The 14,249-nt window shown below is 70.1% G+C and carries 13 protein-coding genes, 1 rRNA gene and 2 pseudogenes; 10 read left to right on the forward strand and 6 right to left on the reverse strand.

From position 1 onward, the window contains the following. Positions 1–9 precede the first annotated feature (9 nt). Complete coding sequence (locus ACVWNX_RS27670) at positions 10–786, reverse strand: transglycosylase SLT domain-containing protein (RefSeq protein WP_454410894.1); 777 nt, start codon at positions 784–786, stop codon at positions 10–12. A gap of 779 nt (positions 787–1,565) precedes the next feature. Then, positions 1,566–2,264 carry an SDR family NAD(P)-dependent oxidoreductase gene (locus ACVWNX_RS27675; RefSeq protein WP_454410896.1) on the reverse strand — a complete coding sequence of 233 codons (699 nt, stop codon included), beginning with the start codon at positions 2,262–2,264 and terminating at the stop codon, positions 1,566–1,568. 240 nt (positions 2,265–2,504) lie between these two features. Between ACVWNX_RS27675 and ACVWNX_RS27680 the strand changes: the two are divergent. From ACVWNX_RS27680 to ACVWNX_RS27700, 5 genes and pseudogenes are all read left to right on the forward strand, one after another. Continuing rightward, a pseudogene (locus ACVWNX_RS27680) lies at positions 2,505–2,912 on the forward strand (GAF domain-containing protein); the annotation flags it as partial. 84 nt (positions 2,913–2,996) lie between these two features. Further along, positions 2,997–3,722: pseudogene (locus tag ACVWNX_RS27685) on the forward strand (sensor histidine kinase); the annotation flags it as partial. Next, positions 3,715–4,359 (forward strand): response regulator, encoded by a 645-nt coding sequence (locus ACVWNX_RS27690; RefSeq protein WP_454410899.1) that lies wholly within the window; start codon positions 3,715–3,717, stop codon positions 4,357–4,359. The pseudogene ACVWNX_RS27685 and the gene ACVWNX_RS27690, both read left to right, overlap by 8 nt. A 227-nt stretch (positions 4,360–4,586) precedes the next feature. After that, on the forward strand, positions 4,587–4,832 hold the full coding sequence (locus ACVWNX_RS27695) for a chaplin family protein (RefSeq protein ID WP_454410901.1): 246 nt from the start codon (positions 4,587–4,589) through the stop codon (positions 4,830–4,832). Between the two features lie 215 nt (positions 4,833–5,047). After that, the gene (locus ACVWNX_RS27700) at positions 5,048–5,287 is read left to right on the forward strand and encodes a chaplin family protein (RefSeq protein ID WP_454410903.1); all 240 of its coding nucleotides are present in this window, start codon (positions 5,048–5,050) and stop codon (positions 5,285–5,287) included. A gap of 69 nt (positions 5,288–5,356) precedes the next feature. Here ACVWNX_RS27700 and ACVWNX_RS27705 read toward each other — a convergent pair whose 3' ends face one another. Then, positions 5,357–6,151, reverse strand: a complete 795-nt coding sequence (locus tag ACVWNX_RS27705) for a hypothetical protein (RefSeq protein ID WP_454410905.1) — start codon at positions 6,149–6,151, stop codon at positions 5,357–5,359. 122 nt (positions 6,152–6,273) lie between these two features. On the opposite strand from ACVWNX_RS27705, the gene ACVWNX_RS27710 reads away from it, so the two are divergent. From ACVWNX_RS27710 to ACVWNX_RS27720, 3 genes are all read left to right on the forward strand, one after another. Next, positions 6,274–7,065, forward strand: a complete 792-nt coding sequence (locus tag ACVWNX_RS27710; protein ID WP_454410907.1) for an ABC transporter ATP-binding protein — start codon at positions 6,274–6,276, stop codon at positions 7,063–7,065. Between the two features lie 156 nt (positions 7,066–7,221). Continuing rightward, positions 7,222–7,650 carry an NfeD family protein gene (locus ACVWNX_RS27715; protein ID WP_454410909.1) on the forward strand — a complete coding sequence of 143 codons (429 nt, stop codon included), beginning with the start codon at positions 7,222–7,224 and terminating at the stop codon, positions 7,648–7,650. A gap of 177 nt (positions 7,651–7,827) precedes the next feature. Beyond that, a complete protein-coding gene (locus tag ACVWNX_RS27720) occupies positions 7,828–8,781 on the forward strand; it encodes an SPFH domain-containing protein (protein WP_454410911.1) in 954 nt (317 codons plus the stop codon). Positions 8,782–8,862: 81 nt separating this feature from the next. Here the strand turns inward: ACVWNX_RS27720 and ACVWNX_RS27725 are convergent, their stop codons facing one another. The 3 genes from ACVWNX_RS27725 to ACVWNX_RS27735 all read right to left on the reverse strand — a co-directional run bounded on the left by ACVWNX_RS27725 (position 8,863) and on the right by ACVWNX_RS27735 (position 11,018). Further along, entirely contained in the window at positions 8,863–9,393 is a 531-nt protein-coding gene (locus tag ACVWNX_RS27725) for an HNH endonuclease (protein WP_454410913.1), read from the reverse strand. Between the two features lie 235 nt (positions 9,394–9,628). Next, complete coding sequence (locus tag ACVWNX_RS27730; RefSeq protein ID WP_454410915.1) at positions 9,629–10,168, reverse strand: YbhB/YbcL family Raf kinase inhibitor-like protein; 540 nt, start codon at positions 10,166–10,168, stop codon at positions 9,629–9,631. Between the two features lie 67 nt (positions 10,169–10,235). Next, positions 10,236–11,018: a sporulation protein gene (locus ACVWNX_RS27735; RefSeq protein WP_454410917.1), complete on the reverse strand. Its 783-nt coding sequence runs from the start codon at positions 11,016–11,018 to the stop codon at positions 10,236–10,238. Positions 11,019–11,160: 142 nt separating this feature from the next. On the opposite strand from ACVWNX_RS27735, the gene ACVWNX_RS27740 reads away from it, so the two are divergent. Both ACVWNX_RS27740 and ACVWNX_RS27745 read left to right on the forward strand, forming a co-directional pair. Then, on the forward strand, positions 11,161–11,802 hold the full coding sequence (locus ACVWNX_RS27740) for a DNA-3-methyladenine glycosylase (protein ID WP_454410919.1): 642 nt from the start codon (positions 11,161–11,163) through the stop codon (positions 11,800–11,802). A 606-nt stretch (positions 11,803–12,408) separates the two neighbouring features. Next, positions 12,409–13,936: ribosomal RNA gene (locus tag ACVWNX_RS27745) — 16S ribosomal RNA — on the forward strand. Positions 13,937–14,249: the final 313 nt, after the last annotated feature.

The raw sequence follows: 14,249 nt of genomic DNA on the forward strand, positions 1-14,249 counted from the left end.
TCCTGGGGATCAGTAGGCGCCGAAGACGTTGTCGATCGAGCCGTACCGGTCGGCCGCGTAGTTGGCGGCGGCGGTGATGTTCGAGACCGGGTGGTAGATGTCGAACGGCGTTCCGCTGACGTGGTACGCGCTGAAGGTCGGCGGGATGACCTGGAGCAGGCCCTTGGACGGGATGCCGTTGCGGGCGTTGATGTCCCACAGGTTGATGGCCCGCGGGTTGCCGCTCGACTCCCGCATGATGTTGCGGTACAGCCCGTTGTAGCTGCCCGGGATGCCGTTCTTGCGCATCACGTCGAGGGACTCGCGGATCCAGCCGTCGAGGTTGTTCGCGTAGACCACGGTCCGGGCGGCGGTGCGGCTGGCGGACGTCGGCTGCTGGCGGGACGCCTCGGCCGCGGCCTTCGCCTCGGCGGCGCGCTCGGCCTTGGCCGCGTCCACGGCCTTCTTCGCCTCGGCGGCGCGCCGGGCGTCGGCGGCGGCCTTCTCGGCGTCCGCGCTCTTCTTCGCCTCGGCGGCCCGCTGCCCGGCCAGGCGCTCGGCGGCGGCCCGGGCCTTCTGGTCGTCCGCGGCGCGCTGGTCGGTGACCGTGGTGCGGACGTCCTCGATCTTCTTGTTCTGGAAGGCCGCGGGGGCGGCCTCGGTCACGGGGGCCTCGGCGGCGTCGGCCGGGACCAGGGAGAGGGCGAGGGCCGCCGCACCGAGGGTCGCGACACCGGCGATGGAGAACTTGTGGATCCGGGTCAGCGACGTGCGTCGCCCACCGGAGGCAGAGCGGTTCTTCGACATGGCGGGACCTCTTCGAGTAGCGGGTGTCGCTCGTGGCCCGGCAGGGGACTGGTGTTTCCGACACGAACGCCGCGGGCAGACTCCCGCGGCGCTGAGCGACGGCAGCCATTCTTAGCTCCCGCAAAATTCGCTGGCAATCATGTGACGTACGAAGCGGAGTAGTGGATCAGGGGGGTGAACGAACCGCCCGAATCCGGCATCGTTCCCGCTAGTGGGCCCCTCGTCGCACCACTAGGGACCTTCGTACGTGATGTGCGTCCTATGCCGGGGCTCACACCGCCCCACCCCGCATCTCACGGAACGTTGCGACAGCAACCCTCAGGGTGAGGGGTGTCGTACCCGAGGCGGACCCGCCCGCCCCACCCCTCGTCCTGAGGGTGGATCCGGGGCCCGCCCTCCCGGCTGACGGCCCGGTTTCCCGCCCGGCCCCCACCCGGTTTCCCGCCCGCCGCCGACCCGACTCCCCGCCCGGTCGCTCGCCCGGGTTTCCCGCCCGCTCCAGCGGCGGCTCCTCGCCCGCTCCCGGCCCGGCTCCCCGCCCCCGCCCCCTCCCTGCTCGTCGTTCGTCCGCCTTCCGCCTCCGGCATGGCGGACGCCCCCCGCCTCCGCCCTGGGTGGAGGGCGGGGACGGAGGGCGTCGGCATTCCTCTCCGCTATATACGTTTCATCCTCTTATGTCCGCATGTCGTCCAGGGTGAAGAAGGGAGAGGGGCAGAGGGGGGGAAGTGAGGCGAGGAGAGTGGGGAGAGTGAGGAGACGGGACGAGGCCGGAACGGCCGTCACCGCCGCGCCAGCAGCGCGGGGGCGTCGTACCGCCCGCTGGGCGCCCGCTCGTCCAGCAGCCGCAGGAACGCCGGAACCACCCGCTCCGGCAACGGACGCGCCGAGGTGTCCCCGGACGGCTCCGCCGCCTGGTACAGGTCCGTGCGCATGTCGCCCGGATCGACCGCCCACACCCGCAGCCCCGGCTCCTCCACCGCCAGCACCGCCGCCAGCTGGTCCAGCGCCGCCTTGGACGCCCCGTACCCGCCCCAGGTCGGGAACGCCTCCGCCGCCGCCTCCGAACTCAACGCGACGACCGCGCCCTCCGGCGCCCGCCGCAGCAGCGGCAGCGCCTCCTGCGCCAGCCCCAGCGCCGCGACCACGTTCACCTCCAGGGCGTGCCGCAGCCCCTCCAGCGGCTGGGCGTCCAGCCGGACCAGCGGCTCGGCGCCCAGCACGCTGGCGTTGCTCACCAGCAGGTCCAGCCCGCCGAGCGCCTCCGCCGCCGTCACCAGCTCCCGGCGGTGCGCCGGGTCCGTCACATCGCCGGGCAGCGCCGTCACCCGGGTCCCGTGGGTACGGACGTCCGTCGCGGTCCGCTCCAGCACCGTCGCCGTCCGGGCGTCCAGCACCAGGTCCCAGCCCCGCCGGGCCAGTGCCAGTGCCAGGGCCCGCCCCAGCCCCTTGGAAGCCCCCGTGATGATCGCCACCGGCATGCGCGTCGGTTCCCCTCTGTCCCTCTGGTCCCGGTGCTTCCCCCTTCCCCGCCACCGGGGAGGGCCCGAGCACCGCCGACGGTCCGCCCGCCGACCCGTCCACCGTAGGAACCCCTGGCCCCCACCGCCTCGGACGTCGGCCGTGACCACTCGGGTCCCTTGGGCCTAGGCCCCGAGCCCTAGCCCGCCGCCGTCCGCCGTCGGATACGCGCCGTCACACCCCGCCGGTACGGTGAACACATGAGTCACGGCCTTCCGTCCGGCCTCTCCGCGGTCAGCTCCGCGCTCCTGGCCATGAGCAGACACCTGGAGGTCAGGGACGTCCTCAAGACGATCGTGGCCTCCGCCCGCGAACTCCTCGACGCCAAGTACGCCGCCCTCGGCGTCCCGGACGACCACGGAGGGTTCGCCCAGTTCGTGGTCGACGGGGTCAGCGACGAGCAGTGGCGGGCCATCGGCCCCCTGCCCCGGCAGCACGGCATCCTCGCCGCCATGCTGGAGGACGCCGGGACGCAGCGCCTCGCGGACGTCCGCGAGGACCCCCGCTTCGAGGGCTGGCCCGCCGCCCATCCGGAGATGTCCGACTTCCTCGGCATGCCCATCCGCGACGGCGAGGAGATCATCGGCGCGCTGTTCCTCGCCGACAAGGAAGGCAAGGGCGCCAAGGGAGACGAGCGGGACGAGGGAGACGGGACGGGCGAGGCGGACGGGCCCCACGCGGAGCGCACCGCCCCCGACGGCTCCTGCGGCTTCACCCAGGAGGACGAGGACCTGCTGGGCATCCTCGCCCAGCACGCCGCCATCGCCCTCACCAACGCCCGCCTCTACGAGCGCAGCCGGGAACTCACCATCGCCGAGGAACGCTCCCGCCTCGCCCACGAACTGCACGACGCGGTCAGCCAGAAGCTGTTCTCGCTGCGGCTGACCGCCCAGGCCGCCACCGCCCTGGTCGACCGCGACCCGGTCCGCGCCAAGGACGAGCTGACCCAGGTCGCCGCCCTCGCCGCCGAGGCCGCCGACGAGCTGCGCGCCGCCGTCGTGGAACTGCGCCCCGCCGCCCTGGACGAGGACGGCCTGGTGGCCACCCTGCGCACCCACGCCCAGGTCCTCGACCGAGCCCACTCCGCCCGCGTCACCTACCAGGGCCAACTGCCCCGCGCCCTGCCCGCCTCCCAGGAGGAGGCGGTGCTCCGGGTCGCCCAGGAGGCCCTGCACAACGCCCTGCGCCACTCCGGAGCGGGCCGGGTCGACGTCCTGCTCGCCCCGCGCGGCCGGGGCGCCGTCCTGCACGTCGTCGACGACGGCACGGGCTTCGACCCGCTCGCCGTCCGCAACGCGGGCCGCCACCTCGGGCTGGTGTCCATGCGCGACCGCGCCGACGGCGTCGGCGGCAAGCTGACCGTGACGTCGGAGTCCGGCAAGGGCACCACGATCGAGATGGAGGTCCCCGGTGGCTGACAAGAGCATCCGCGTGCTCCTCGTGGACGACCATCAGGTGGTCCGCCGAGGGCTGCGCACCTTCCTGGAGGTCCAGGGGGACATAGAGGTGGTCGGCGAGGCCGCCGACGGGGCCGAGGGCGTCGCGCGGGCCGAGGAGCTGCGCCCCGACGTCGTCCTGATGGACGTCAAGATGCCCGGCATGGACGGCGTGGAGGCCCTGCGCAGGCTGCGGGAACTGGACAACCCGGCGCGGGTCCTCATCGTCACCAGCTTCACCGAGCAGCGCACGGTCGTCCCCGCCCTCAAGGCGGGCGCCTCCGGGTACGTCTACAAGGACGTCGACCCCGACGCCCTCGCCGGGGCGATCCGCTCGGTGCACGCCGGTCACGTCCTCCTCCAGCCGGAGGTCGCCGACGCCCTGCTCAGCCAGGAGGGCACCGGCGGCGGCCAGGGCCGCGCGGGCTCCCTCACCGAACGGGAGCGGGAGGTGCTCTGTCTGATCGCCGACGGACGCTCCAACCGGGAGATCGCCCGTGCCCTCGTCCTCTCCGAGAAGACGGTGAAGACCCATGTGTCGAACATCCTGATGAAGCTCGACCTCGCCGACCGCACCCAGGCCGCCCTCTGGGCCGTCCGGCACGAGGTCGCGGGCTGATCCGCGCCCGGCTCCGTCCCGCTGTGACCAGGGCCGTCCCGCCCGGCCCGGTCCAGGGGCGCACTCCGGCGCGCGCCCGGACCCGTGATCACGGCCGGTTCCGTTCCGGTATGAGATTCATACCGTCGGGTGGATGTCACTCGAACGGCGTATCCCGGACCCGTCCCACCCCGTTCACCCGGGTGGGTCGCGACGCACGGTCGCGACCGGCCAAGGAGGAGCGAGAAGTGAAGAACCTGAAGCGTGCCGCAGCCCTGACCATGGTGACCGGCGGCCTGATCGCCGCGGGCGCGGGCCTGGCCTCCGCCACCGGTGGCGCGCACGCGGGCGGCGGCGCCGTGAACTCCCCGGGCGTCGGCTCCGGCAACGTCGTCCAGGTCCCGGTCCACGTCCCGGTGAACGTCGTCGGCAACACCGTCAACGTGATCGGTCTGCTGAACCCGGCGTTCGGCAACACCGGCGTCAACCACTGAGCCGACCCGCCCGTGTGATCCGGCCCCCCGGCCCTCCGCCGGGGGGCCGCTCCGTTCCCGCGCCGCCCCGGCCCTCCACCGCTCCGATGGTCCGCCCATATGCCTATTACTCCGATCGGGCCGATCGAGGGCGGTTCCCGTGTCGTCCCCTGGGGGCGCACGTTCTCAGCGTGCGACCCGTAGCCGGGTCGCCACGCTCACCCAGGAGGAATTCCATGAAGATCGCGAAGAAGGCGGCCCTGGTCGTCGCCGCCGCCGGGGTCGCCGCCGGTGCCACGGCCGGTGCGGCCGTCGCCAGCGCGGGCGCCGAGGGCGCTGCCGTCGGCTCCCCGGGCGTCATCTCGGGCAACGTCGTCCAGGTCCCCGTTCACGTTCCCGTGAACGTCGTCGGCAACACCATCAACGTGATCGGTCTGCTGAACCCGGCGTTCGGCAACACCGGCGTGAACGGCTGACCCGGCACCACGCACGGTTGGGGCCCCCGGACCTGGTCCGGGGGCCCCACCGCGTTTCCCGGCCGTCCCTCAGTTCCGCTCCCGGGCCTCCACCCAGGCGTTGTACGCCGCCACCCGGGCCCGCCGCGCCGTCCGCTCCACCGGCCGCAGCGCCTCCGCCCGCGCCGTCAGCTCCGCCGCGCTCACCGCGCCCCCGGTCCGGTGCTCCTGCGCGTACTCCTCGGCCACCGACACCAGCAGCCCCACCCGCCGCGCCAGCTCCAGCACCCGCACCGCGCGCGGCGGATACCCCGGCGCCAGCTCCCCGGCCCCCTCCTCGGCCCGCGCCCGGTAGGCGTCCGCCGCGGCCTCCGCCACCGGCCCGGAACCGGCCAGGTCCAGCCGGGAGAGCACCCGGGTGGCCTCCCGCAGGGCCTCCGCCAGCTCCCGCTCCGCCTCGCCCAGCGAGGGCACGTCCGCGGGCGGCGCCTGCCGCACCGGCGCGCACCGCCACACCACCTCGACGTGGACGTCCCCCTCCGGCCCCGCCTCCAGGACGTCCGGCACCAGCCCCAGCGCCACGCCCTCGCAGACCACCGCCTCCCCGGCGGCCAGCGCGGCGGCGTTGAACTCCGGCGGCCCGCTCAGCCCCAGGGGATGCCCCGGCACCGGAAGCGCCACCCGCAGCCCGGTCGCCCCCAGCGCCCGCAGCCGCCCGAGCGCCAGCGTCAGCCCGACCCGCCCGGACTCCCCGGGCACCCCCTCGACCCGGTGCGCGACGTCGTCCCCCACCACCTCCCGCACCGCGTCATCAGGTGAGACAAAACCGGCCAACAGGGCGTTTCCCCAGGCCGCCAACCGTCCAGAGCGTGGTTCCACAAGCATGCGACCACCCTAAGGACCGACCACGGGCACGGCGCGCCCGACCGGTGGCGTAGGTTCTATCCGACGGGGGCTGCGTCCACCGACGCACGCGACGGCCGAACTGCATGGGAGACAACGCGCTCATGAGCGATGTACTGGAACTGGTGGACGTATCAGTGGTCCGCGAGGGCCGGGCCCTGGTGGACCAGGTCTCCTGGTCCGTCAAGGAGGGGGAGCGCTGGGTCATCCTCGGCCCCAACGGCGCGGGCAAGACCACGCTCCTGAACGTCGCCTCCAGCTATCTCTTCCCCAGCAAGGGCACCGCCACCATCCTCGGCGACCAGCTCGGCAAGGTCGACGTCTTCGACCTGCGCCCCCGCATCGGCGTCGCGGGCATCGCCATGGCGGAGAAGCTCCCCAAGAACCAGACCGTCCTCCAGACCGTGCTCACCGCCGCGTACGGCATGACCGCGGGCTGGCACGAGGACTACGAGGACGTCGACGAGCGCCGCGCCCGCGCCTTCCTCGACCGGCTCGGCATGAGCGACTACCTGGAGCGCCGCTTCGGCACCCTCTCCGAGGGCGAGCGCAAGCGCACCATGATCGCCCGCGCCCTGATGACCGACCCCGAGCTGCTCCTGCTGGACGAGCCCGCCGCCGGACTCGACCTCGGCGGCCGCGAGGACCTGGTCCGCCGCCTCGGCCGTCTCGCGCGCGACCCCATCGCCCCGTCGATGATCATGGTCACCCACCACGTCGAGGAGATCGCCCCCGGCTTCACCCACGTCCTGATGATCCGTCAGGGCGAGGTCCTCGCCGCGGGCCCGCTCGAACTCGAACTCACCTCCCGCAACCTGTCCCACTGCTTCGGCCTGCCGCTCGTCGTCGAACAGCGCGGCGACCGCTGGACCGCCCACGGACTGCCGCTCTCCTGACGCCCCGCCCCGGGCACCCCACCGGCCCCACGCGTCACCCCCACCCGCCGGACCGGGCGCCCGGGCACCCCAACCCCCGCCCCACGGAACCCCCTTGCCCGATCTGCCCGGATAGAAGACCTGCCGCAACACTCCCCGCGGTCCTACCATGACGGTGTGGACATCGACGCGTGGGTGTGGTGGCTGATCGGCGCCGTGGCGCTGGGTATTCCGCTCGTGGTGACGGCCATGCCGGAGTTCGGCATGTTCGCCGTCGGGGCCGTCGCGGGCGCCGTGACGGCGGCACTGGGAGGCGGTGTCGTCCTCCAGGTCATCGTCTTCGTGGCCGTCTCGGTCGCCCTCATCGCCGTGGTGCGCCCCATCGCGGCCCGGCACCGGTCACAACTGCCCTCGACCGCCTCGGGCGTCGACGCCCTGAGGGGACGTCAGGCCGTGGTGACCGAGCGCGTCGACGGACGGGACGGCCGCGTCAAACTCGCCGGGGAGATCTGGTCCGCCCGTGCCCTCGACACCGACCGGACCTACGAGGTGGGCGAAGAGGTCGACGTGGTCGAGATCGACGGAGCCACCGCCATCGTCATCTGACGGCCCGGCGGTTCACCCTCCCGGGGCCGCGCGCGCCGGACCGGGAGGCCCGGGTGGCCGGAACACCTCACGGACCGCCCGGCCTTCTGAGAGACTCGACCGGAAAGATCTTCAAGTAGCCGGACAATCCTCCGATCGTCCGGAAACGCCGAGGCACGAAGGGTACGGGGAGCCACGATGGAACCGATCATCATCGTCCTGATCATTCTGGTGGTGCTGGTCTTCATCGCCCTGATCAAAACCGTCCAGGTCATCCCACAAGCGAGCGCCGCCATCGTCGAACGGTTCGGGCGCTACACCCGCACCCTCAACGCGGGCCTCAACATCGTGGTCCCGTTCATCGACTCCATCCGCAACCGCATCGACCTCCGTGAGCAGGTCGTGCCGTTCCCGCCGCAGCCGGTGATCACCCAGGACAACCTGGTCGTCAACATCGACACCGTCATCTACTACCAGGTGACCGACGCCCGCGCCGCCACCTACGAGGTCGCCAGCTACATCCAGGCGATCGAGCAGCTCACCGTCACCACCCTGCGCAACATCATCGGCGGCATGGACCTGGAGCGCACCCTCACCTCCCGCGAGGACATCAACGCGGCCCTGCGCGGCGTCCTCGACGAGGCCACCGGCAAGTGGGGCATCCGCGTCAACCGCGTCGAACTGAAGGCGATCGAGCCGCCCACCTCCATCCAGGACTCGATGGAGAAGCAGATGCGCGCCGACCGCGACAAGCGCGCCGCCATCCTCACCGCCGAGGGCATCCGGCAGTCCCAGATCCTCACCGCCGAAGGCGAGAAGCAGTCCGCGATCCTGCGCGCCGAGGGCGAGTCCAAGGCCGCGGCGCTGCGCGCGGAGGGCGAGGCCCAGGCGATCCGCACGGTCTTCGAGTCCATCCACGCGGGCGACCCGGACCAGAAGCTGCTCTCGTACCAGTACCTCCAGATGCTGCCGAAGATCGCCGAGGGCGACGCCAACAAGCTCTGGATCGTCCCCAGCGAGATCGGCGACGCCCTCAAGGGCCTCTCCGGAGCCTTCGGCAACATCGGCGGCGGCCCCACCATCCCGGGCCCCACCATTCCCGGCCCCACCACCTCCCCGGCCGAACGCCGGGAGGCCCCGCCCCTCGACTGACCCCGGACACCACGACGCCCCCGGACCCGTACAGGGTCCGGGGGCGTCGTCGTCCACGGCGGTACGGCCGTACCGAGGGCGTTACGCGGCGGCCCCGGAGCCCCACGCCCGCCCGGCACCGTCCGAAAGCCACTCCGGCAGCGCCTCCCCCTCCAGCCCGAGCGCCAACAGCATCGCGTCCGCGGGACTCGGCTCGAACGGCTGCCGCAGCAGCGGCATCCCCGCCTGCTCGGGCGTCCGGTCCGCCTTGCGGTGGTTGTCCTCGGCGCAGGAGGCCACCGTGTTCAGCCAGGAGTCCGCGCCCCCGCGCGACCGGGGCACCACATGGTCCACGGTCGTCGCCCGCCGCCCGCAGTACGCGCACCGGTGCCGGTCCCGGACCAGCACCCCCCGCCGTGACCACGGAGCCCGTCTTCGGAAGGGCACCCGTACGTACCGGCACAGCCGGATCACCCGCGGCGCCGGAAGCTCCACGGCCGCCGCCCGCATCCGCAGTTCGGGGTGGGACTGTTCCACGACCGCCTTGTCCTGGAGCACCAGAACGACCGCGCGGTGCAGGGTCACCGTCGACAGCGGTTCGAAACTCGCGTTGAGCACCAGCGTGTCACGCACTCCGCCCACCTCCCGTACGGACCGGCACGCCCCCCTGGCGGGCCGGGACCCACTCTGGCCGGGCCCGACGGGATGGACAACGCAATATCCGCGGGCACCCGGGACTGCTGACACCAGCGGGACGGCCGTGGACCGTCGGCCCGCGACACGAAAAATGCCCGCCTCTGATCACTTCCAAGACCAGAGGCGGGCAAACGTCCCGCGAACGCCGACTTACCGGGTCGACCGCCGGAACTCAGCCCCCGGCGGGGGCCGCGTACTCACCGATCAACTGCGCCCGGGCCAGCGCGTGGAACCGCAGATGGAAACCGACCACCGCGGCCGACGCCTCGGCGTCCGGCCCCAGCTTCTCCGCGTCCACCGCGTAGACGGTGAACACGTACCGGTGCGCCGGGTCCCCGGCCGGCGGCGCGGCACCCCCGAAGTCCTTCGTCCCGTAGTCGTTGCGCACCTGGACGGCCCCCTCGGGCAGCCCGGCGAACGCGCCGCTGCCCGCGCCCGCGGGCAACTCCGTGACGGAGGAGGGGATGTCGAACACCGTCCAGTGCCAGAACCCGCTGCCGGTCGGGGCGTCCGGGTCGAAGCAGGTCACCGCGAAGCTCCCCGTCCCGGCCGGGAAACCCTCCCACTTCAGATGGGGCGAGGTGTTCCCGCCCGCGTGGACCTGGGCGTCCTTCAGCACCCCGCCCGGCTCGACGTCCTCGCTCACCACGGTGAACGAGGGCACCGGCGGGTGGAAGTCATGGGGGAGCGGCGGCCTCTGGTCCTCGGTCACCTGGTACCTCCTGCGTCTGTTGCGGTCCGCGCGTTCCCACGGGAACGCGCCGCGTCGGATGCCGAGCCTAGGACCAGTTGCGCTTTCCGCCGACCTCCGACAGCCACTGGTTGAGGTAGGCGGTCCAGTCCGTCCGCTGGAAGTCGTTCAGCCCCACCTTGAAGGCCCGGAAGCTGTCGCCGCCCCCGGTGAACAGACCCGGCTTCTTGTCCATCTCCAGGACGACGTCCATCTCGGTGCCGTCCGCGACGAAGCTCAGCTCCACCTGGTTCAGCCCGTGGTACTGCTGCGGCGGAAGGAATTCGATCTCCTGGTAGAACGGCAGCTTCTGCCGGGTGCCCCGGATGTGCCCCCGCTCCATGTCGGCGCTCTTGAAGCGGAACCCGAGCTGCGCGAACGCGTCGAGGATCGCCTGCTGCGCCGGCAGCGGGTGCACGTTGATCGGGTCCAGGTCACCGGAGTCGACGGCCCGGGCGATCTCCAGCTCGGTCGACACCCCGATGTTCATGCCGCGCAGGTGCTGCCCCCCGAAGTGGGTGATCGGCGTCTCCCACGGGATCTCCAGCCCGAACTGCACCGCGTGCACCGCTCCGGCCTGGAGCTCGAACGCCCCGCCCAGCCGCTGCTTGGTGAACTCGATGTCCTGCTTGTACTCCTGGTCGTTGCTCTCGACCTCGACCTTGGCCTGCAGACCGACGGAGAGGGCCTCGATCTTCTGGTTCACCGAACCGCCCTGGATGCGGACCTCGCCCTGCACCACTCCGCCCGGTACGACGTTGACCTCGGTGAGCACGGTCTCCACGGACGCGCCACCGGCGCCCATGCTCGCGAGCAGCTTCTTGAAACCCATGACTCTCCTTCCAGGCACAACGCCTGTGCTGGTCGATCTCTGACACCTAGGAACGCACACGGACCCCGGCCGGTTCCGCGCCGGGTCGCCCCCGGCCGCCGGACCGCTCCGCTCCGGAACCCGTCCACTACGCTCGGCACGCATGACCGAGCCCTCCGACCGTATGCCGCTGCCCCGGGACTTCTTCGACCGCCCCGTCCTGGAGGTCGCCCCCGACCTGCTCGGCCGCACCCTGGTGCGGAACTCCCGGGACGGCCCGATCGAGCTCCGCCTCACCGAGGTCGAGGCGTACGCGGGCCACATCGATCCCGGATCCCACGCCTACCGGGGCCGCACCGCCCGCAACGCCGTGATGTTCGGCCCGCCCGGTCACGCCTACGTCTACTTCACCTACGGCATGTGGCACTGCCTGAACCTGGTCTGCGGCCCGGAGGGCTTCGCCAGCGGTGTCCTGCTCCGCGCGGGCGAGATCGTCAGGGGAGCGGAGTCGGCATATAAACGTCGACTTTCAGCCCGAAGCGACAAGGAACTGGCCAAAGGCCCGGCCCGCCTCGCCACAGCCCTGGACGTCGACCGAGCCCTCGACGGTACGGACGTCTGTGCCGGCCCGAACGCCCCGCTCTCCGTCCTGCACGGCACGCCCGTACCCCCCGACCTGGTGAGGAACGGTCCCCGTACCGGAGTCTCCGGTGAAGGAGGGGTCCACCCCTGGCGCTTCTGGGCCGACGGCGACCCCACGGTCAGCCCCTACCGGGCCCACACCCCCCGCGCCCGCCGAACTTGACTCCCCCCTGACCGATCCGTAACGTGGCACGAGCCGCTTGAACAGGCAACGGCTTCACGCCACCAGCCGAAGCGGCCAACCACTACTACGACAGCCCCTGAGGGGCCTGATTTTCGCGTGCCGAAATTCAGGTTCCCGGATCTCGATTATGAGTTTCCCGAGGGATTCGGTTAGCGTAGTGAATGTCGAAAAGGCCGCGAGGCCCGGAAGGCAAGCAGGAATCCCGTTCGACAGGGAATCGGATCGAAACAAGATCTGATAGAGTCGGAACCGCCGGAAAGGAAAGCGCGGAAGCGCTGGACTGGAAAGCACCGAGGAAATCGGATCGGAAAGATCTGATAGAGTCGGAAACACCGAAGGGAAGCGCCCGGAGGAAAGCTTCAGCCGAGAGGCTGGGGTGAGTACAAAGGAAGCATCCGTTCCTTGAGAACTCAACAGCGTGCCAAAAGTCAACGCCAGATATGTTGATACCCCGTCACCTAGACCGCTAGGTCTGGTGATGAGGTTCCTTTGAAGAAATACACAGCGAGGACGCTGTGAACAGTCGGGGATATTCCTCCCCGGTTTGTTCCGCTCTCGTGGTGTTCACCCGATTACGGGTACACATTCACGGAGAGTTTGATCCTGGCTCAGGACGAACGCTGGCGGCGTGCTTAACACATGCAAGTCGAACGATGAACCGGTTTCGGCCGGGGATTAGTGGCGAACGGGTGAGTAACACGTGGGTAATCTGCCCTGCACTCTGGGACAAGCCCTGGAAACGGGGTCTAATACCGGATATGACCTGCCCCTGCATGGGGGCGGGTGGAAAGCTCCGGCGGTGCAGGATGAACCCGCGGCCTATCAGCTAGTTGGTGAGGTAACGGCTCACCAAGGCGACGACGGGTAGCCGGCCTGAGAGGGCGACCGGCCACACTGGGACTGAGACACGGCCCAGACTCCTACGGGAGGCAGCAGTGGGGAATATTGCACAATGGGCGAAAGCCTGATGCAGCGACGCCGCGTGAGGGATGACGGCCTTCGGGTTGTAAACCTCTTTCAGCAGGGAAGAAGCGAAAGTGACGGTACCTGCAGAAGAAGCGCCGGCTAACTACGTGCCAGCAGCCGCGGTAATACGTAGGGCGCGAGCGTTGTCCGGAATTATTGGGCGTAAAGAGCTCGTAGGCGGCTTGTCGCGTCGGTTGTGAAAGCCCGGGGCTTAACCCCGGGTCTGCAGTCGATACGGGCAGGCTAGAGTTCGGTAGGGGAGATCGGAATTCCTGGTGTAGCGGTGAAATGCGCAGATATCAGGAGGAACACCGGTGGCGAAGGCGGATCTCTGGGCCGATACTGACGCTGAGGAGCGAAAGCGTGGGGAGCGAACAGGATTAGATACCCTGGTAGTCCACGCCGTAAACGGTGGGCACTAGGTGTGGGCAACATTCCACGTTGTCCGTGCCGCAGCTAACGCATTAAGTGCCCCGCCTGGGGAGTACGGCCGCAAGGCTAAAACTCAAAGGAATTGACGGGGGCCCGCACAAGCGGCGGAGCATGTGGCTTAATTCGACGCAACGCGAAGAACCTTACCAAGGCTTGACATACACCGGAAAGCATCAGAGATGGTGCCCCCCTTGTGGTCGGTGTACAGGTGGTGCATGGCTGTCGTCAGCTCGTGTCGTGAGATGTTGGGTTAAGTCCCGCAACGAGCGCAACCCTTGTCCCGTGTTGCCAGCAACGGTTTCGGCCGGTTGGGGACTCACGGGAGACCGCCGGGGTCAACTCGGAGGAAGGTGGGGACGACGTCAAGTCATCATGCCCCTTATGTCTTGGGCTGCACACGTGCTACAATGGCCGGTACAATGAGCTGCGATACCGTGAGGTGGAGCGAATCTCAAAAAGCCGGTCTCAGTTCGGATTGGGGTCTGCAACTCGACCCCATGAAGTCGGAGTCGCTAGTAATCGCAGATCAGCATTGCTGCGGTGAATACGTTCCCGGGCCTTGTACACACCGCCCGTCACGTCACGAAAGTCGGTAACACCCGAAGCCGGTGGCCCAACCCCTTGTGGGAGGGAGCTGTCGAAGGTGGGACTGGCGATTGGGACGAAGTCGTAACAAGGTAGCCGTACCGGAAGGTGCGGCTGGATCACCTCCTTTCTAAGGAGCACTTCTTACCGTGGTCGTCTTCGGATGATCCCGGTCAGAGGCCAGTACACCGGCGAATGTCCGGTGCTGGTTGCTCATGGGTGGAACGTTGACTATTCGGCCTGTTATTCGGGCCGGAGGCCGCTAGTACTGCTCTTCGGAGTGTGGAACGCGTGATCTTCGGACGGGTACGGGCCGGGCATGCTGTTGGGTGTCTGAGGGCACGGCCGTGATGGCTGGGTCTTCGGTTGCCGACCCCGGTAAAGGTCTGTTTCGGCGGGCTGTGACGGGTGGTTGGTCGTTGTTTGAGAACTGCACAGTGGAC

It is taken from the genome of Streptomyces sp. JNUCC 64, assembly GCF_054484115.1.

Bases quoted from the DNA above. Each gene is read 5' to 3' on its own strand.
- ACVWNX_RS27670 (WP_454410894.1), bottom strand. From the start codon at position 786: ATGTCGAAGAACCGCTCTGCCTCCGGTGGGCGACGCACGTCGCTGACC.
- ACVWNX_RS27675 (WP_454410896.1), bottom strand. From the start codon at position 2,264: ATGCCGGTGGCGATCATCACGGGGGCTTCCAAGGGGCTGGGGCGGGCC.
- ACVWNX_RS27700 (WP_454410903.1), top strand. From the start codon at position 5,048: ATGAAGATCGCGAAGAAGGCGGCCCTGGTCGTCGCCGCCGCCGGGGTC.
- ACVWNX_RS27705 (WP_454410905.1), bottom strand. From the start codon at position 6,151: ATGCTTGTGGAACCACGCTCTGGACGGTTGGCGGCCTGGGGAAACGCC.
- ACVWNX_RS27710 (WP_454410907.1), top strand. From the start codon at position 6,274: ATGAGCGATGTACTGGAACTGGTGGACGTATCAGTGGTCCGCGAGGGC.
- ACVWNX_RS27720 (WP_454410911.1), top strand. From the start codon at position 7,828: ATGGAACCGATCATCATCGTCCTGATCATTCTGGTGGTGCTGGTCTTC.
- ACVWNX_RS27735 (WP_454410917.1), bottom strand. From the start codon at position 11,018: ATGGGTTTCAAGAAGCTGCTCGCGAGCATGGGCGCCGGTGGCGCGTCC.
- ACVWNX_RS27740 (WP_454410919.1), top strand. From the start codon at position 11,161: ATGACCGAGCCCTCCGACCGTATGCCGCTGCCCCGGGACTTCTTCGAC.